Below are 16,517 nucleotides of genomic sequence, written 5' to 3'. Positions count from 1 at the left end.
GCCCTACTCCGCCGTTCTTCCCAGTCGCCAATCCACCGATCGACGGGGTGTCGCGACGGTCGCGCGTACAGTCGACTTACTGACGACCCGTCCGAATCGTCGCGACTTACCGCCACCCCGCGCCGGGGAGGAGAGTGGACACACGGTAGCACACCACACCGAAGACAGCCGCCGAGTCCCGGTGACGTAATCGCGACGTGTCAGATCGCGCACCGATGCATAACAAAGCGGCAGCCGAGGGACCAGTCGGACCGCATGAGCCGGAAAGTGTCACGGCGGCAGTTCGCGGCGGTACTAGGTACAGCAGCGGGGGTCGGCCTCGCCGGGTGTAGTGCGGGCGTCAACAACAGCACGAACGCGACGAACGGCACGGTCGGGTCGGTCGAGGGCATGACCGACGAGGAGACCGAAGCGGCCGGCACCGACGAAGAGACGGAAGCGGAGACGGAGACTCCCGAGGCGCCGGAGACGACCGACGACCCCGCGGCGGCGGTCGAAGAGGGGAGTGCGGTCGCTCGGATCGCCCACCTCTCGCCCGACGCGCCGAACGTCGACGTCTCCGTCGGCGGCGCGACGGTGCTCGAGGACGTCGCCTTCGGGGCGGTGAGCGACTACTACGTGCTCGAGCCGAGCACGTACACGGTCGCGGTCACGCCGACCGGCGAAGAGGAGGCCGTCTTCGAACAGGAGGTCGAGTTCGCCAACGGCGCGTTCACCGTCGCCGCCTTCGGCGAGGTGTCCGGCACGAACCAGGAGTTCGCCGTCGAGGCGCTGGAAGACCGCGTCGAGGCGCCGAGTTCGGACATGGCCGCCGCGCGCGTCGTCCACGCGTCGCCCGACGCACCCCCGGTGAGCGTCGGGGTCGCCGACGGCGACACGCTCGTCGAGAGCGTCGCCTTCGGCGAGGCCAGCGACTACGTCGAGGTGCCCGCCGGGGAGTACGCGCTGGAGATCAGCGCCGCCGAAGGGATGGGCGAGACGACCGGGACGCCGGGCGGCAACGAGACCGAAACTGAGGCGGCGACCGGCACCGAGGCGGCGGGCGCGTCCGAGGCGGTCGCCACCGTCGACGTGGCGCTGGAGGGCGGCACGGTCAACTCCGCGTTCGCGACGGGGTACCTCACGCCCGACGGCGAGGCCGTCGACGCGCCGTTCGAGGTGCTCCTCACGGTCGACGCCGGCGCGTCGATGGCGGGGACCGAAAGCGGCACGGAGACCGGCACGGAAACTGGGACCGAGACCGGCACCGAGGTCGGGACGGAAGCCGGAACCGAGGCCGGCACCGCCACCGAAGGGTCGGGCTGATCACAGAGGCACCGGCGCGGACGGCGGTCGAGTCGCACCGGTGTAATCGCACGTTTTTCGAGCGCAGATCGGCCTTACCCGGAGCCGCGGCGCCGATCGAACGGGACGTGACGAGCGGCGGACCGGTCGATGTACGAACGGATTACAAATCGGAGGATTCCGGCGGTGTCGGGCTTTCTACAGCCGTTCGGTGCATAACAATCACCTGCGCACACATGTCGGCGAAACGCGATGGCAGACCCACCATCAGGCAGACTCGCGGTAGCACTAGTGGCGATACTCGTCGGGAGCGTCCTCCTCGCCGGAGGCGCCCTCGGCGACGCGCCAGAACTGAACCCCACAACCCTGCAGCAGGTGCAAGAAGAGGACGGCCCGACGACACAGGAGACCGCTTACGTCCGCGTGCTCCACGCGTCGCCAGACGCGCCCGCCGTCGACGTGGCGCTGAACAACGAGACGGTCGTCAGCGACCTCGCGTTCGGCGAGTCGACCGAGTACCTCTCGGTCGCCGCCGGCGAGTACGAACTGACGATCACGACCGCAGACGGCGGCGACACAGTGTACGAGTCGAACGTCACCGTCGGCCCGCGGTCGGTGACGACCGTCGCCGCGAGCGGTGAGGTCGGCGAGAACGCGAGCCAACCGTTCGCGCCGCTGTTCATCAGCGACGACGCGTACGAACCGGAGGAGGGTGAGGCCGCAGTGGCGGTCGCCCACCTCTCGCCGGACGCGCCCGCCGTCGACATCACCGTCGAGGGCAGCGACGTCGTCGTCGCTGAAAACGTCTCTTACGGCTTCGTCACCGACTACGTGACCGTGCCGGAGGACGAGTACACCCTCGAGATCCGTGCGGCCTCCGAGGATAACAACGGCACCATCGTCGGCACCGTCGAGGTCGAACTCGACGAGGAGTCGGCGTACACCGCCTACGCGATCGGGTCGCTCGCCGGTGAGAACGACAGCGAGCCGTTCCAGATCGCGCTGACACCCGACGCGACGACCACCGTCGAACTCCCAGACGACGACGCTGAAGTCGTCGAACCCGAGGGCCCGCCGGACGACGCTGGCCCGCCAGAGGACGCCGGTGAGGGCGAGGGCCCGCCGGACGACGCTGGCCCGCCCGAGGACGCAGGTCCCGCTGACGACGACGCGGAAGACGCAGACGACGCAGAGGACGAGGAGGAGACGGAGACACCGACCCCGGAGGGAACGGAGAACGCGACCGAGACGGAGACTGACGAGGAGGAGACCGAGACGCCGACCCCGACCCCGGTGGGAACGGAGAACGCGACCACGACGGAGGCCGCCGAGGAGTGAGGACCCCTCGGTAATCGTCGGCGTACAGAACGGTTTCTGGGGGCGGGTCGCGGCAGGCGACCCGGCCACCCCCGACGGCGACACCCGTCACCGACCAGCGACGGCGTCGCCAGTTCGGTCACTCTCGACGTGGAACTGGGAGCGACAGCGGCGAGCGGGGCGAGCGACACCGACGGTCGGTTCGTCGTCGGGCGCCGCGGGTGTGGATGCGGTCTATCGGGCCGTCGCCGTCGCTCCCGGGTGCGTTCGTGTTCGACCGGGGCGGCCCCGTCCACGTCGGTGTCTCGACGGGACGAGTCCGCCGTCGGTCGAGCGAGCGCTCCCGCTGTGTCAGTTGCGTCGGTTGAAGAAACGGAGTCACAGTGTGTCGCCTAACGGCGACGGCTGAAACTTAGTTTAGTTGCGGACGACGTTCGTCGCGCGGGGGCCCTTCGGGGCGTCCTCGATGTCGAACTCGATTTCCTGACCCTCGGTCAGGTCCTCGCCGCCAACATCCTCCATGTGGAAGAACACGTCGTCGTCGGAGTCGTCAGTCGTAATGAAACCGTAGCCGCCAGTGTCGTTGAAGAAGTCAACCTTACCGTTTGCCATTGCAACTAAACGAATGGCCGTCAACCTGATAAGGGTTGCGCATTCGTCTTGCAAGATGGATTTTTTCTAAACGAATATCCCGCTACAAGCCGATCGGTTGGTCATTCAACCACGTACATTGCGTTCTCACGAGGATCGTTGTCGGAACCGTCACAAGCAGCCCTCGATTCCGCCGATCCAGCGATCTCGGGGTCGAGAGACGCGTTCACACCCGACTCACGTGGCTCCTGCGCGCGGTCGTGGCGTCGCTTCAGGGCGTCACTCGTCGGACTCGTACTCTTGGTAGATCACATGTCCGCAGGCCTTGCAGTGGGAGGCGTCGGCGTCGTGGCCCGTGAGTCCGCAGTTCGGGCAGGTCACGTCGACGACGTCCTCCGTCCACGCGCGGATCACCTTCCGCGCCTGCCAGGGGACGAGGACGATGGCGGCGAACACGCCCGCGACGGTGATCCAGCGACCGAGCCGCGTCGCGGGGACGATGTCGCCGAAGCCGACCGTCGACAGCGCGATCACCATGTAGTAGAACGCGTCCCCGAAGTTCTCGATCCCCGGGTTCGCGGCGGCCTCGGCGCTGTAGAACAGCCCCGCACCGACGAAGAAGATGACCAGCACCGTGAGCAGGAGTTTCACCGCTCGGAGCGTGCTGTGTTCGATGGTGCCGAAGAAGAACTCCTCGTCGCGGGTGAAGCGGTAGAAGCGCAGCACGCGGACGACGCGGACGGCGCGCAAGAAGCCGATGTTCGCGGCGACGGCCGGGCCGACCGCCAGCGCCGCCGACAGCGTCGGCAGCACGGACACGAGGTCGACGACCGTGTAGGGGTCGGTCGCCTCGCCGAGTCGGTCGGCGGCGCCGTACAGTCGGAGCACGTACTCAACGGCGAACACCGCCGCGATCACCACCTCCGCGCGCCACAAGAGCGCGCGCGTCGCCGGTGCCAGCGGGTACGTCTGGACCACGAACAGGCCGACGAACACGAGGTTCAGGACCAGCAACGACACGTCGATGATCCGACCGAGCGGCGTCCGGTGATCGAGCAGGTAGAAGCGAACCTGTTCGCGGCACCCACGAGGCGACCCGGAGCCGTGCCCGTCCATACGGCGACTCCCGCAGGGAGGGACAAAAACACCCGCCTGCCCGGCGGCGTGTCACGCCTCGGCCGGGTGCCGATCCTCGTCGACGAGCGTGTCGACCAGCGTCTTCGCGAACGCGAGCACGATCGGGCCGACGAACAGCCCGACGAACCCGAACGCGAGGACGCCGCCGAAGATGCCGACGACCATCAGTCCCGGGCTGACGTGCGCCTCGTGCCCCGTGACGATCGGTCGGAGGTAGTTGTCCGAGAGACTGATCACGCCGGCGCCCAGGACGAACACGACCGCGGCGTCTACGGGGCGGCCCGAGAGGAACAGGAACACCGCCATCGGGATCCAGACGATCGAGGCGCCGATCAGCGGCAGCAGCGAGAGCAGCGTCGTCACGACTGTCCAGAACACCACGTTGGAGACGCCGACGAGCGCGAACACCAGCCCCGTGAGCACGCCCTGCACCACGGCGATGGCGACGTTGCCGACGACGACGCCCCACGTGATCCGGTCGAGGTCGCGTCGGAGTCGTCGACTCGTGGTCGACTCCAGCGGCGTCGCCCGCTCCACCCACGCGACGAGCGTCTGGCCGTCCACGAGCAGGTAGTAGACGACGAACAGCAGCACGGTGAGTCCGATCAGTGCGTCAGAGACCCCACCGAACAGCTCCAACATCGTGCCGAACCCGGAGTCGAACACCCGGCGGGTCACGGCCGTCAGCTCCCCGCGGAGGTCGACGCCGCCGGCGGCCGCCAGTTCCTCTAGCGCACCGAAGTCGACGCCGTCGCCGACGAGCGCTCCGCGGACCTGGTCGATCGCTCGGACCGCGACAGCGAGCACGACCGCCACCGGCGCGACGATCGCACCCACCGACACGAGGATCACCACGACCGCCGAGACGCGGGCACCGACCCGCGGCGCGAGGCGACGCTGGACCGGTTGGAGGACGTACGCGAGCAGGACTGCGACGAGGACGTACTGCGCCAGTGGCGCGACGATCCAGACGGCGACGAGTGCGGTCACCGCGGCGAGTGCGAGGAGGAACCTGCGCTGTGGCGTCACCTGCGGGGGTAGGACGGGTGCTGTCATCAATCCGATCGGATCGAGACACGACGCCGCGTCGAACAGTCGAGCGGATATGGACGATTCGTTGTACAGTACAAATCAGGTGGAAAAAACACTATAACCGGATACCGCTCAGGCACTACCACGCCTCGTCGTGGCCGCTCTGGGGGGATTCCGGGGAGGAATGCGGCGTGGGTGACACACCATGAGTGACGACGCAGACGACACAGCAGAGCGCACAGCACTCGAACTCGGTCGCCGCACCGTCCTCGCGGCGGGGGCGGCCGGCCTCGGCTTGAGCGCCCTCGGAACCGGGGTCGCGAGCGCCAGCCACTCGCCCGCCGACAAGCTGTCGGCGGTCGGCTCGACGCTCGAACTCGTCGAGGCCGCACAGAGCAACGGCGGGTCGGCGTCGTCGTCGACGGCGGTCACGCTCCTCAGCGGGTCGATGAAGACCTCCTCGCCGACGGACCTGATCCTGCAGGCGACCGTCGAGTCGGGGCTGTACACCGACATCAAGACGAAGGGGAACGACGAGTCGTGGGCCAACGCCGGCCTCACCTGCTGGGTCGAAGTCGACGGCGAAGAGGTGCCCGTGACGAGCGGGAGCGACGGCGCGGTCGTGTTCAACAACCGCGAGTTCGGCATGAAGACGAGCAACTTCGAGAACGAGGAGGCGATGATCGAACTGTTCCTCCGCACGCGCAGCGCCAACGCGTTCAACTGGCTGACGCTGAACGTCGGCTCGGGCACCCACACGATCGAGTTGAAGGCCGACCTCGACGTGTACGCCAGCGGGAAGGGCTCGGCGAAGGCGCTGGTCGGGCCGCGGACGCTGATCGTGGAGCCGACGAAACTCGCGAACGACGCGACGATCTGAGCGCAGCGGTGCCCGGTCGGGCCAGACCGTGAGCGCTCCCTGTCTCGCTCGCTCGAATCCGGTACTCCCGAAGCAACTCTTTACAGACCGCACGCACAAGCGAGCGTGATGAGCGCTATCCGTCCAGACGAACTGGACTCCCGTCTCGCCGACGGCGGTTACTACCTCCTCGACATCCGCCCGCGCGACGACTACGAGCGGGGCCACATCGGCGGGAGCCACAACGTGCCGGTGTACGACGACCTGCGCGCCGGCGACGAGGACGCCCTCCGACGCCACCTCGACGAGATTCCGCGCGACCGCGAGGTCGTCACGATCTGTAAGATGGGCATCGTCGCCAAGCGGGCGACCAGGGTACTCGACGACGAGGGGTACGACGCCGCCACGCTGTTGGGTGGGATGAGCGGGTGGCGTGGGTATCAGAGTGGGTCGGTGCTGTATCGACTGCGGTCGCTCGTCTGGAAGCTATTCTGAGTTCGGTGGAGAGCGGAATCGTGGCCTCGGTAAATGAACCAGAGATCGTCACTGAATTACAGAGTCAAGTATGTTGAAAGGTCAGATCCTCTGTTTATCGATAGACAGCATGGGGTTGTTTATTCAGGAGAATTCTCTGTAACAGGAGGTCGGCGGCCCCGGAGACGTCGCTCCCGAGCGCCGATCAGATGACGACCGACCCTTCGGGGAGCAACTCTCGGGCGGTCCGTCTCGCTTCGTCACCCTCGCCGACGAGCGTCGGAGCGTCGACGGGGGCGTCGAACCGGTCTGGGTCGGGTTCGACGCGCTTGAGTACCGACGAAAAGACCGGCCCCTTTCGGCCGCCACCGGAGACGATTCCGCCGTACTTCCGCTCCTCGAAGGGAACCTCGTCGGGGTCGGTGAACTCCTCGCGGATGATGTCTGCCCACGCCCGAATCTGCGCTGCCGCCTCCTTCTGGGAGTAGCGGCTCTCGCGGACGTACTGGTCGACGTACTCCTCGTCGAGTTCCGCGTCGAAGTGTTCGGGCGACTCGTACAGCACCGATTCTGTCGTCGTGTGGCCGCTGGCGAACCGGATGTTCACGGTGAAACTGTCGGGGTATCGGAGGATGATGGGGAAGAACAGCATGTCCGTGACGGTCATGCGCTGTTGCATCCGCCAGAGGCCCTCGTAGTAGTAGGCGGCCAATCGGCTCACCCGGTCGTCTCGGTCACCGCGGTAGTGTGCGAGTGCGACCGCCTCGTAGTCGTCGCCGGCGATGGACCGAAGCCGACGCTCGTAGCTCTCGGCGATCTGTTCGAATTGGCGTTCGTACGCGTCGACCAGGGGCACGTCGGGGTCGGCGAGCATGTCCGCCTTGCGCTCTTGCGCGTCGGCGACGTTCATCATGTTCTCGTAGAACAACCGCTCGGCGTCCGTGTTCGGCAACGGCGTCCGCACCGCTCGGTGGTAGAGAACCCGTGTGTCCCCATTGAACTGGCGGCTCTGTTCCTCCCCCCGGTGCCCAGCCATCGCCGAGTGTTTGCCCTCGGTGTATAATTATGATCTGGTAAAACATGGCAATTACTTGAGTATATCGCGATGATTTGGAGAACAGACAGAGTTTCCACGACAGCGATGGTCTCTGAACGTCGTCGCTCAAAACGTGTTGCCAGTGTTTCACGAACGCGAGGTCGATGAGCAACGTTCGGCCAGACGAACTGGACAGTCGGCTCGACACCGGTGACGTGCCGTTCCTCCTCGACGACGAGGGATACGACACCCAGACGCTCGCTGGCGGGATGAGCGGGTGGCGCGGGTACCAGAACGGGACGCTCGTGCATCGGGTGCGGTCACTGCTGTGGCGGGTGTGCTACCGGGAAAAGCGGTATTTGGCCTCGGCACTCATAGGGCTCGTCGTCGCACGGGAGCCACCCCGGCTCGGAGCGGTCGCCTCGTCATCGGCCACGCGCACCTACCCAGCGGCGACGCAAGTGCGTTACTCCTCCCGGGCGACCTCCGGGTCGTCCAACAGTTATCCCCCTCCGCGCCGTGCCATCGACAATGAGTGACGCCCGCTCGATTGACGCCCTCCGCTTGAGCAAGCCGGAGACGGCGGTGTTCGTCTCCGGCGTCGCGAGCATGGGGCTGGAGATCCTCGCCGGTCGCATGATCGCCCCGCAGTTCGGCAGCACCATCTACACGTGGGGGACGATCATCGGCGTGTTCCTCGCGGCGTTGAGCTACGGCTACCACCGCGGCGGCAAGCAGGCGGCCCAGCGCGCGACAAACGGTCGGATGGCGCGCGTGTTCCTCCTCACCGCCGCGTACGTCGCAGGGCTGATTCTCGTCGGCGACCTCATGCTCCGGGCGACCTCGGGGTTCCCGTTGCCCAGTCGAGTCGCGTCGCTCCCGGCGGTGGTGATCCTGTTCGGGCCGCCCACCTACCTCCTCGGCTACGTCAGCCCGTACGCCGCCGAGCTGTCCGCGAAAGAGGGGCTGGGTGAGGCGTCGGGGCACGTGTACATGCTCGGCACCGTCGGGAGCATCGTCGGCGCGTTCGCGACGACGTACTTCCTCATCCCGTCGCTCGGCATCGACCAGATCGCACTCGTGTTCGGGGCGTTGTCGATCCTGACGGCGCTCGTGATCAGTCGCCCGATCGGCCGGGAGCGCGCCACCGTGACGGGGTTCGTCGCGGTGCTGCTCGTCGTCTCGGCGGCGACGGGGGCCGCGGGCTACACCGTCGAGGGACGAGTGGTGTACGAGACGCAGACTCCGTACCAGGAACTGCAGGTGGTCGATCTGGGCGACACCCGCACCCTCTACCTCGACGGCCAGCGCCACAGCGCGATGGACTTGGAGGACCCGAACCGCCACGTGTTCAGCTACACCCGCTACTTCCACCTCCCCCTGCTGTTCGCCGACGACGCCGAGGATATCGACCGGGTGCTGTTCGTCGGCGGCGGCGGCTTCACCGGGCCCAAGCGGTTCGTGACCGACTACGACGTGACGGTCGACGTCGTCGAGATCGACCCCAAGGTCATCTCGGCGGCGAAGACGTACTTCGGCGTCGAGGAGTCCGCGCGCCTCCGGATCCACAACCAGGGCGGGCGGGAGTTCCTCCGTGAGACGAACGAGACGTACGACCTGATCGTCATGGACGCCTACCAGAAGGACAAGGTGCCGTTCGAGTTGACGACGCAGGAGTTCATGACGTTGGCGAGCAGTCGCCTCGACGACGACGGTATCCTGTTCGCGAACGTCATCTCGGCCGCCAGCGGGCCGGCCTCGCAGTTCTACCGCGCCGAGTACCGCACGATGGACGCGGTGTTCCCGCAGGTGTACGCGTTCCCGACCGCCGGCGGGGGCGTCGTCCAGAACATCGAGGTGGTGGCGACGAAGAACGAGACGAGGCTCTCCGAGGACCGACTGCTCGCGCGCAACGAACGGCGCGACATCGGGATCGATCTCTCCGCCGAAATCCGCGACTACGCCGGTGCACCGCCGACCGACGACGTGCCACTCCTGCGCGACGACCGCGCCCCCGTCGACAGTCTGCTCGACCCGATGGTCGGCCAACGGTACGTGATCCAGGAGACGAACGGCAGCGACGCCGCCGTGAACGCGACGGCCAGACCCGCGGTTGGGATCGCCTTACCGGCGGCGTGAGCGGGTGAGCGCGCCGATGACGCCCAGCTGTCTCCCAGATGAGCCGAAGAGTCCGGCGTCGGCAAGCATACCGTTCTTGGGAGGCGGAAATCGGTTACGTAGACCGTACATTCGCCTTGCCTCTTCATACTAATCGCCCGGCGGAGGCAAGGTGTGGTCGATAATGCATCACTCGCACCGGGCGGTCGACCGCGCGCTCATCCCGACGGGCCACGACGCGTCGACGTACACGTGTCTGCGTTCGCTCGCCCGGCAGGGCATCGGTGCGGTCGTCGCCTCCGAGAAGCAGGGGGTCCCCGCGGCGGCCTCTCGCTACTGCGACGAGTCGGTGTCGCTCCCCGACCCGCGAGCCAACCTCCTCACCTACCGGGACGCGCTTCTCGCGCTCGCCGAGCGAGACGATATCCGGACGATCATCCCCGTGCGACCCGAGGACTGCTACGTCCTCTCGCGGTACGAGGAGCAGTTCGCCGAACACGTCTCGCTGGTGGTGCCGACGATGGCGCAGCTGGAGCGAGTCCACGACCGACTCCAGTTGGCGGAAGCCGCGGAGGCGGCGGGCGTCCCGGTCCCCGAGACGCGCCGGCTCTCGGAGGTCGACGACTGGGAGCCGGAGCTGTTGATCAAGTCGCGGTACAACGTCCTCGCGGACGCGTACCTCGACGAGTTGGGCCCCGAGGCCATGGACGTGGTCAAACACATCTACCACGTCGGCGCCGGCGAGCGCCCGGACCTCGACAGGATCGAACGGGAGATGCGCCACGAACCCATCGTGCAGGAGTTCGTCCACACGGACGGCGAGTTCATGTTCACGGGGCTGTACGACCGCGGCGACCCGCTCGCGACGTTCCAACACCGGCAGATCCGAGGCAACTCCTACACCGGCGGCGGCGGCGTCTACCGCCGCTCCATCTACGACCCGGAACTGGAGCGGGTCGGGCGGGCGCTGCTCGACGAACTCGACTGGCACGGCCTCGCGTGCATCGAGTACATGCGCGACGCCGACACCGGCGAGTACGTCCTTACCGAGATCAACCCTCGGATGTGGCAGTCGCTCCCGTCGACGGTGCGGGCAGGCGCAGACTACCCGTACTACTACTGGCTCGCGGCCACCGGCCGGAGCGACGAGATCGAGAACGACTACGAAATCGGCGTCGGAACGCACATGATCCGCGGGGAGTTGGGCTACCTGATGAGCGTGCTCACGGAGGACTCCCCCCACATCCCCCGGCCGTCCGTCGCGCGGACGCTGTGGGACATCGGCTCCTCGATCGTCTTGGAACCGCGGTTCGACTACCTGACGCTCGACGACCCGGGGCCGTTCCTCGCGGGGGCCAAGCGTATGCTCCCGAGCGGCCCGCTCGAGCGCCTCCGCCGCCCGAAACTGCTCGGCGGCAAGCGCCCCGACCACACCTGACGAGTCCTGTCAGTGGTCACTCGCGATTCGGTAAACGTTGTCACGAGCCGCCGGGTATATCACCGATCCGCGTGTATGCTACGCTTACCCATGAGTCTCACCGGGTCCGACCGCGTCTTCTGTCACGACTGTGGCAGGGGATTCGACGACGAAGCAGCGCTCGAACGCCACGTACGAGAGGAAGGCCTCGTCGACTAGACGGCTACCAGTCGTCTACTCGGCTTCGACACGCTCGCGCGCCGCCGCAACGAGCAACGGGAGGAACACCGTCGCGTCGCCGTACACGGAGGCGTTCCTCGCGTCCTTCTCTAGTTTCCCCCACGACCGCGCCTCCTCCAGCGTCGCCCCCGACAGGCCGCCCGTCGCCTCGGGGTCCATCGTCACCTGCACCGCGTAGTCGTACGCCCGCGGCGTCACGAGCATCGTCTGGAGAGTGAAGTTCTTCGGGACACCGCCGCCGATGAGCAGACAGCCGGCGTCCTCGGCGTCGAACGCCTGATCCGTCAACGGCGTCATGTCCGCCAGGGCGTCGAGCGTCAGGTCGGAGGTCTGCGCGTACATCCACGCCTGCAGTCCGAGCACCGAGTCTTGCACCGCGGGGCAGTAGACGGGCACGTCGTGCTCGTAGGCCGCGGCGGCGACGCCGGCGCCCTCGGCCACGTCCTCGCGCTCGTTCACCTCACTGTTGGCGCGGCCCAACTCCGCACACAACTCGGCGATTGAAACGGCGCCGTCCGCCTCGGCCAGCGGCGGGAACACCTCCTCGCGGAGGTGCTGTTCGAACTCGGCGAAGTGCTCCTGCGGGAGGTAGACGTTGTAGATGCGGTCGACCTCCTCGTCGCGGAGTTGCTCGTCGTGCTCGCGCAGGGTCTTCCCCTCCTGGCGCTCCTCGCCGTGGTGGTGTTTCCCGCCGATAGCCTCGATGGCGTCGTGGGTGAGGTTCGCGCCCGTGGTGATCAGGGCGTCGACGTAGCCGTCGCGGATCAGGTCCGCGACGATGCGCCGCATCCCAGTGGGGACCATCGCCCCCGCCAGCGAGACGAACACGGTGCAGTCGTCGTCGGCCCACATCTCCGAGAGCACGTCCGCGGCCTCGTGGACCGACTCCGCGCCGATGCCCGCGTGGCCGTACTGTTCGACCAACTCGCCGACGGTCATCCCGCCGGCCACGCGCGTGTGACCGAGCGGGTCGTGGTCGAACGCCTCGCGGTGGGGCGTCTCGTAGCCGGTCGCCTCGTCGTGGCCGTCGTCGTGGCCGTCGTCGTCGTGGCCCTCGTCGCTCATTGTCGGCGGTGCGGTCGCGGGGCGCTTGAACCGCGTGGTTCGCGCGTCGCGGGCGGGGAATCAGCCCGGCAGTCGGTCGGTCAGTCGGCGGCGACCGACGCCGTGCCGTCGGCCTCGTCTGCCTCGTCTTCCTCGTCGGCACCGACTGTGTCGTCGTCGCGAGCGAGACCGTTCACCGCCAACACGACGAATCCGCCCGTGGCGACCACGTCGAGGTAGCCGAACACGAGCACCTCCGTCGCCGGGAGCAGGAGGCCCGTCGAACGCCGCGAGGAGTCCGCGCCGTTACAGCCCGGTCGGGTGGTCGAGGTACGTCGTCTCCAGTCCCCACTCCTCGGCGAGCGCCTGCACTGCCTGAACGCCGAGCGTCTCGGTCGCGTAGTGGCCCGCGAGGAACACGGAGACGCCGGCCTCGCGCGCCTCGTGGTACGCCTTCCCCTTCCCCTCGCCGGTGACGAGCGCGTCCAGCCCCCGCGACTCGGCCTCGCGGAGCCAGTCGCTCCCGCTACCGGTGACGATCCCCACGTCCTCGATCACCTCGGGGCCGAAGTCGAGCACCTGCACGCCCTGACCGCCGTGGTCGAGGTGGTCCTCCAGCGTGGCGGCGAGGTCCGGTGCGGTGTAGCCGTCGGGCGCGACCCCGCGCTGGCCGACGTACTCGGGCCCCATCTCCCCGAACGGTTCGCGGTCGACCAGCCCCAGCGTGTCGGCGACGCCCGCGGCGTTGCCGAGCGTCTGGTGGCCGTCCAGCGGGAGGTGCGACACGTACAGCGCCACGTCGTCGGCGATCAGGGGTGCGACGCGGTCGTACTCGCGGCCCGTCACGCGGTCGAGGCCGCCCCAGATCACGCCGTGGTGGGTGACGAGCGCGTCGGCGCCCCACTCGACGGCGGCCTCGGCGGTCGCCTCGACGGCGTCGACGGCGAAGGCGACGCGCTCGACCTCGCCGGTCCGCGACCCGACCTGCAGGCCGTTCGGAGAGGCGTCGAGGTCGGCGTACGCGTCGGTGCCCAGTTCCTCGTCGAGTCGGTCGACGAACGTGGATCGCTCCATGCGTGGGCGTTGTCGCTCCGGAGGTATGTAGCCGACGCGACGCGGTCGGAAGCCGGTGTCGCCGGTCGAGGGGCGCTACCGCGCGTCCGCGTGGGCGTACACGGCCTCGCGGAGCAGTTTGCCCGCCAGCGCCGCCGCCTGTCCGTCGTCGCGGTCGTTCACTTCGACGGCGTCGACGCCGACGCAGTGGGGTGCGACCGCGCGAACGGCGTCGCGCATCTCCCGGGGCGACAGGCCGAACGGCTCCATCGTCCCCGTTCCCGGGGCGAACCCGGGGTCGGCGCCGTCGATGTCGACCGAGAGGTACACGTCGCGGTCGTCGACGCCGTCGAAGTTCGCCGTCCAGTCGGCCACGTCCTCGGGGGCGACGGCCGTCACGTCCGGCGCGTCGGCGCGCTCCCACTCCTCGGGGGAGCCGGTGCGTGCGCCGAGGACGACCACCTCGTCGACGGTGGGGTACTGTTCGGCGTCCTCGGCCTCGTCGTCGCCAAGGCCGTCGAGACACCGGCGGACGACGCACGCGTGGTTCAGCGGGTTGCCGTCGTAGGCGTCTCGCAGGTCGAGGTGGGCATCGAGCGTCACGAGCACGTCGGGGTCGGTCGCGCGCACGCCCGCCCACGTGACCGTGTGCTCACCACCGAGCAGCAGCGGGACGGCGTCGTCGATGACGGCGGCACGCAGTTCGGCGGTCAGGTGGTCGAGGTAGTCGTCGAGCGCGTCCCACGCGGGCACGTCGCCCGCGTCGTGGACGCCCAGATCGGAGAAGAACGAATCCGTGTGTCGGTCGTAGTCGTCGTAGGTGGCCGCGAAGCGGCGAACCCGCTCGGGGCCGAAGCGCGTGCCCGGCTGGAACGTCGTCGTCGCGTCGAGCGGTGCGCCCGTCAGGACGTACGCTGCGTCGTCGCGGTCGGCGACGGCACCGGGGAACGGCACGAGCCTACCCGACGACCTTCCGGTTGCCCTCGTACTCGAGGTACTCGATGTTCTGGTCCGGCGTGAAGTCCTCGTCCTCGGGGATGCGCATCGTGAACGTCTCGTAGGTGTCGAGGTCCATGACCTGCGCGTCGTCGCCGGAGACGGAGACGACCTGTCCCTGCTTGCGCTGGATGATCGGGACCCAGACCTTGGCGTCGACAGGCTGGGAGAGCGACCGCTTCTTCCCGTCGAAGACGCCCTTGCCCTCGATGCGGGCCTTCGCGCTGCCGTGCTTGCCGGGCTTGGCGGTGCTGTAGGCGTTGATCTTGCAGGGGGAGTCCTCCATCATCACGTAGCTCCCCTCCTGGAGTTCGCGGACCTGCTTCTGCTCTCTCGGCATACCTCGCGGTTCCCGTCGCCGCGGTATAAACGGTTTGATAGCGTTCAGCGGCTGGCGCACACGCGTGTGAGTCCGTCGCGCTCTCGGCGAGTGAGTGGCCGCGAGCGATGGGTCTGGACGGGGTGGTTCGATACGATGGGAGACAGCAGCCTCGCGCTCGGTCCGGTCGCCTCAGTCGTCGGCGGGCATCTGGACGGCGGCGACGTCGCCCTCGCCGCGCACCTCGACGAGCGTCCCCTCGAACCGGAACGAGACGGTGCAGTTCCCGTCGCCGCCGGCCGTGAAGAGGTCGTCGAGCGCGTCCGGGTCGACCACATCGTACAGCGGCGGGAGGTCGGTCGGCTCTCGACCGGTCGCCTCGGCGACGCACTCGACGACGCGGATGCTCACCGTGTCGAAGCCCCCCTCGTCGGCGGGGAGACGGACGTTCGCGTCGACGTTGTCGCTTCCCAACTCGCTGTCGTCGACGCGGTCAGTGTCTCTGTTCATCTTTGCTCACTGTCTCTTCGAGAGCGTGCCGCACCGAGATCAGTCACAGGAGAAGACGGTTCTATCGGGCGTCCCCAGGTGAGTGAGGTCGCCGCCACGACCGTCGGGCGGCGAGTGTGTCCCAGTCGCGACAGCGGGTTGCCGCCGTCTGCGGGCGCTCGTCGAGCGTGGGCGTCGGGTACGCCGGGACCGACGGCCACGCCGACTGGGCCACGTGAGAACCAAGCTGAGAGATCCTCGTAGACAGCCGACCAATGCCGCAGAGTATACTCCATGTTTGGATTACCCATCTTTGCTATCAATGGGTGTCGCTTGAAATGACAAGCACGTATATACGCTGGTCCGGGCAGAGGTCACAAATTGCCTGGCGGCGACTGTCCTGAGGCGACCGTGTGTTGGAGGACGTTGTTGACGCCGCGCCTGATCGTTTCGGACATCGACTGCTCGCTCACCCCCAACTCCCCGGCGAGGTCGCTCAGTGTGGTCCGCCGCGGAACCTCGAAGTAGCCGTGCTCGATGGCCACCGCGAGCGCCCGCTGCTGGGCCTCGGTCAGGCCGAACGGCTCACCGGAGTCCTCGCCGCCGTGGAGCGTGTACAGGCGCGTCATCGTGATGTCGATGCCGCGGTCGATCAGGAACTCGTTGAACTCCGCGACGCGCGAGCGGTCCTCGAAGCGGATTCGGAAGAACCACCGACCGGAGCTGTTGGCCTCCAGGATGGTCGCGTCGAACTCCGCCATCGCGTAGATGAGGCTCCGCACGTCCTCGCTCCACTCGACCCGGTAGAGGGCACGGTCGTCGAGCACGTCGAGCGCGATGACCTCGTCGACGTACGTGCTCGCCTTGATATCCGACTCGAAGGCGTCCAAGTCTGGGGCGTGGACCCAGATGTACGGCATCACACGCTGGGAACTGGGCACCACGCGCTCCATCTCTACTTCGATGTCGGAGGCGCGCGCCAGCACCTGCCCGAGAACGAACTGCTCGGGTTCGACAGTGAACTCAGCGATGACGGCCATGCGCCCGGGTACGCTTGCGAACGTCTTGAGTAGCACCCTCGTATCGACACCGGCGGGAGCCCACAGCGACC

General features: G+C 67.7%; 18 protein-coding genes. 7 read left to right on the top strand and 11 right to left on the bottom strand.

The features are described 5' to 3' along the window. The first annotated feature begins 255 nt into the window (after positions 1-255). Both P0R32_RS04270 and P0R32_RS04265 read left to right on the top strand, forming a co-directional pair. Complete coding sequence (locus P0R32_RS04270) at positions 256-1,305, top strand: DUF4397 domain-containing protein (RefSeq protein ID WP_276238715.1); 1,050 nt, start codon at positions 256-258, stop codon at positions 1,303-1,305. 270 nt (positions 1,306-1,575) lie between these two features. Next, positions 1,576-2,622, top strand: a complete 1,047-nt coding sequence (locus P0R32_RS04265; protein ID WP_276238714.1) for a DUF4397 domain-containing protein — start codon at positions 1,576-1,578, stop codon at positions 2,620-2,622. 396 nt (positions 2,623-3,018) lie between these two features. On the opposite strand, the gene P0R32_RS04260 is transcribed toward P0R32_RS04265, so the two are convergent. From P0R32_RS04260 to P0R32_RS04250, 3 genes are all read right to left on the bottom strand, one after another. Further along, positions 3,019-3,213, bottom strand: coding sequence for a cold-shock protein (locus tag P0R32_RS04260; RefSeq protein WP_276238713.1), 195 nt, complete (start codon positions 3,211-3,213; stop codon positions 3,019-3,021). 258 nt (positions 3,214-3,471) lie between these two features. After that, a complete protein-coding gene (locus P0R32_RS04255) occupies positions 3,472-4,308 on the bottom strand; it encodes an ion transporter (RefSeq protein WP_276238712.1) in 837 nt (278 codons plus the stop codon). 51 nt (positions 4,309-4,359) lie between these two features. Beyond that, the gene (locus P0R32_RS04250) at positions 4,360-5,385 is read right to left on the bottom strand and encodes an AI-2E family transporter (RefSeq protein WP_276238711.1); all 1,026 of its coding nucleotides are present in this window, start codon (positions 5,383-5,385) and stop codon (positions 4,360-4,362) included. Positions 5,386-5,566: 181 nt separating this feature from the next. On the opposite strand from P0R32_RS04250, the gene P0R32_RS04245 reads away from it, so the two are divergent. Both P0R32_RS04245 and P0R32_RS04240 read left to right on the top strand, forming a co-directional pair. Then, on the top strand, positions 5,567-6,241 hold the full coding sequence (locus P0R32_RS04245; RefSeq protein ID WP_276238710.1) for a hypothetical protein: 675 nt from the start codon (positions 5,567-5,569) through the stop codon (positions 6,239-6,241). A gap of 108 nt (positions 6,242-6,349) precedes the next feature. Beyond that, entirely contained in the window at positions 6,350-6,715 is a 366-nt protein-coding gene (locus P0R32_RS04240; RefSeq protein WP_276238709.1) for a rhodanese-like domain-containing protein, read from the top strand. 184 nt (positions 6,716-6,899) lie between these two features. Here the strand turns inward: P0R32_RS04240 and P0R32_RS04235 are convergent, their stop codons facing one another. Then, complete coding sequence (locus P0R32_RS04235; RefSeq protein WP_276238708.1) at positions 6,900-7,730, bottom strand: hypothetical protein; 831 nt, start codon at positions 7,728-7,730, stop codon at positions 6,900-6,902. A gap of 164 nt (positions 7,731-7,894) precedes the next feature. Here P0R32_RS04235 and P0R32_RS04230 point away from each other — a divergent pair, with 164 nt between their 5' ends. The 3 genes from P0R32_RS04230 to P0R32_RS04220 all read left to right on the top strand — a co-directional run bounded on the left by P0R32_RS04230 (position 7,895) and on the right by P0R32_RS04220 (position 11,286). Then, positions 7,895-8,269, top strand: coding sequence for a hypothetical protein (locus P0R32_RS04230; RefSeq protein ID WP_276238707.1), 375 nt, complete (start codon positions 7,895-7,897; stop codon positions 8,267-8,269). After that, positions 8,262-9,869, top strand: a complete 1,608-nt coding sequence (locus P0R32_RS04225; protein WP_276238706.1) for a spermidine synthase — start codon at positions 8,262-8,264, stop codon at positions 9,867-9,869. Before P0R32_RS04230 ends, P0R32_RS04225 begins: the two co-directional genes overlap by 8 nt. A 163-nt stretch (positions 9,870-10,032) precedes the next feature. Further along, the gene (locus P0R32_RS04220; RefSeq protein ID WP_276238705.1) at positions 10,033-11,286 is read left to right on the top strand and encodes a carboxylate--amine ligase; all 1,254 of its coding nucleotides are present in this window, start codon (positions 10,033-10,035) and stop codon (positions 11,284-11,286) included. Positions 11,287-11,499: 213 nt separating this feature from the next. Here P0R32_RS04220 and P0R32_RS04215 read toward each other — a convergent pair whose 3' ends face one another. The 7 genes from P0R32_RS04215 to P0R32_RS04185 form a co-directional block, all read right to left on the bottom strand. Further along, on the bottom strand, positions 11,500-12,570 hold the full coding sequence (locus P0R32_RS04215) for a deoxyhypusine synthase (RefSeq protein WP_276238704.1): 1,071 nt from the start codon (positions 12,568-12,570) through the stop codon (positions 11,500-11,502). An 80-nt stretch (positions 12,571-12,650) separates the two neighbouring features. Continuing rightward, positions 12,651-12,797: a hypothetical protein gene (locus tag P0R32_RS04210; RefSeq protein ID WP_276238703.1), complete on the bottom strand. Its 147-nt coding sequence runs from the start codon at positions 12,795-12,797 to the stop codon at positions 12,651-12,653. A 58-nt stretch (positions 12,798-12,855) separates the two neighbouring features. After that, on the bottom strand, positions 12,856-13,623 hold the full coding sequence (locus P0R32_RS04205) for a Nif3-like dinuclear metal center hexameric protein (RefSeq protein WP_276238702.1): 768 nt from the start codon (positions 13,621-13,623) through the stop codon (positions 12,856-12,858). A 75-nt stretch (positions 13,624-13,698) separates the two neighbouring features. Further along, positions 13,699-14,556, bottom strand: coding sequence for an arginase family protein (locus P0R32_RS04200; RefSeq protein ID WP_276238701.1), 858 nt, complete (start codon positions 14,554-14,556; stop codon positions 13,699-13,701). Positions 14,557-14,560: 4 nt separating this feature from the next. Further along, complete coding sequence (locus P0R32_RS04195; RefSeq protein WP_276238700.1) at positions 14,561-14,938, bottom strand: translation initiation factor IF-5A; 378 nt, start codon at positions 14,936-14,938, stop codon at positions 14,561-14,563. Positions 14,939-15,109: 171 nt separating this feature from the next. Further along, complete coding sequence (ddfA, locus tag P0R32_RS04190; protein WP_276238699.1) at positions 15,110-15,427, bottom strand: DdfA family disk-determining factor; 318 nt, start codon at positions 15,425-15,427, stop codon at positions 15,110-15,112. Positions 15,428-15,780: 353 nt separating this feature from the next. Further along, positions 15,781-16,446, bottom strand: a complete 666-nt coding sequence (locus P0R32_RS04185; RefSeq protein ID WP_276238698.1) for a helix-turn-helix domain-containing protein — start codon at positions 16,444-16,446, stop codon at positions 15,781-15,783. Between the last annotated feature and the right edge of the window lie 71 nt (positions 16,447-16,517).

The organism is Halobaculum marinum (assembly GCF_029338555.1).
Lineage (GTDB): Archaea > Halobacteriota > Halobacteria > Halobacteriales > Haloferacaceae > Halobaculum > Halobaculum marinum.
Note: the sequence above shows the minus strand (reverse complement) of the source record. Positions and strands in the feature narration are given on the sequence as shown.

Coding starts and splice junctions, on each gene's coding strand:
- P0R32_RS04260 (WP_276238713.1), bottom strand. CDS start 3,213: ATGGCAAACGGTAAGGTTGACTTCTTCAACGACACTGGCGGCTACGGT.
- ddfA (WP_276238699.1), bottom strand. CDS start 15,427: ATGAACAGAGACACTGACCGCGTCGACGACAGCGAGTTGGGAAGCGAC.
- P0R32_RS04225 (WP_276238706.1), top strand. CDS start 8,262: ATGAGTGACGCCCGCTCGATTGACGCCCTCCGCTTGAGCAAGCCGGAG.
- P0R32_RS04240 (WP_276238709.1), top strand. CDS start 6,350: ATGAGCGCTATCCGTCCAGACGAACTGGACTCCCGTCTCGCCGACGGC.
- P0R32_RS04235 (WP_276238708.1), bottom strand. CDS start 7,730: ATGGCTGGGCACCGGGGGGAGGAACAGAGCCGCCAGTTCAATGGGGAC.
- P0R32_RS04255 (WP_276238712.1), bottom strand. CDS start 4,308: ATGGACGGGCACGGCTCCGGGTCGCCTCGTGGGTGCCGCGAACAGGTT.
- P0R32_RS04195 (WP_276238700.1), bottom strand. CDS start 14,938: ATGCCGAGAGAGCAGAAGCAGGTCCGCGAACTCCAGGAGGGGAGCTAC.
- P0R32_RS04215 (WP_276238704.1), bottom strand. CDS start 12,570: ATGAGCGACGAGGGCCACGACGACGACGGCCACGACGACGGCCACGAC.
- P0R32_RS04250 (WP_276238711.1), bottom strand. CDS start 5,385: ATGACAGCACCCGTCCTACCCCCGCAGGTGACGCCACAGCGCAGGTTC.
- P0R32_RS04185 (WP_276238698.1), bottom strand. CDS start 16,446: ATGGCCGTCATCGCTGAGTTCACTGTCGAACCCGAGCAGTTCGTTCTC.
- P0R32_RS04205 (WP_276238702.1), bottom strand. CDS start 13,623: ATGGAGCGATCCACGTTCGTCGACCGACTCGACGAGGAACTGGGCACC.
- P0R32_RS04230 (WP_276238707.1), top strand. CDS start 7,895: ATGAGCAACGTTCGGCCAGACGAACTGGACAGTCGGCTCGACACCGGT.
- P0R32_RS04245 (WP_276238710.1), top strand. CDS start 5,567: ATGAGTGACGACGCAGACGACACAGCAGAGCGCACAGCACTCGAACTC.
- P0R32_RS04220 (WP_276238705.1), top strand. CDS start 10,033: ATGCATCACTCGCACCGGGCGGTCGACCGCGCGCTCATCCCGACGGGC.
- P0R32_RS04270 (WP_276238715.1), top strand. CDS start 256: ATGAGCCGGAAAGTGTCACGGCGGCAGTTCGCGGCGGTACTAGGTACA.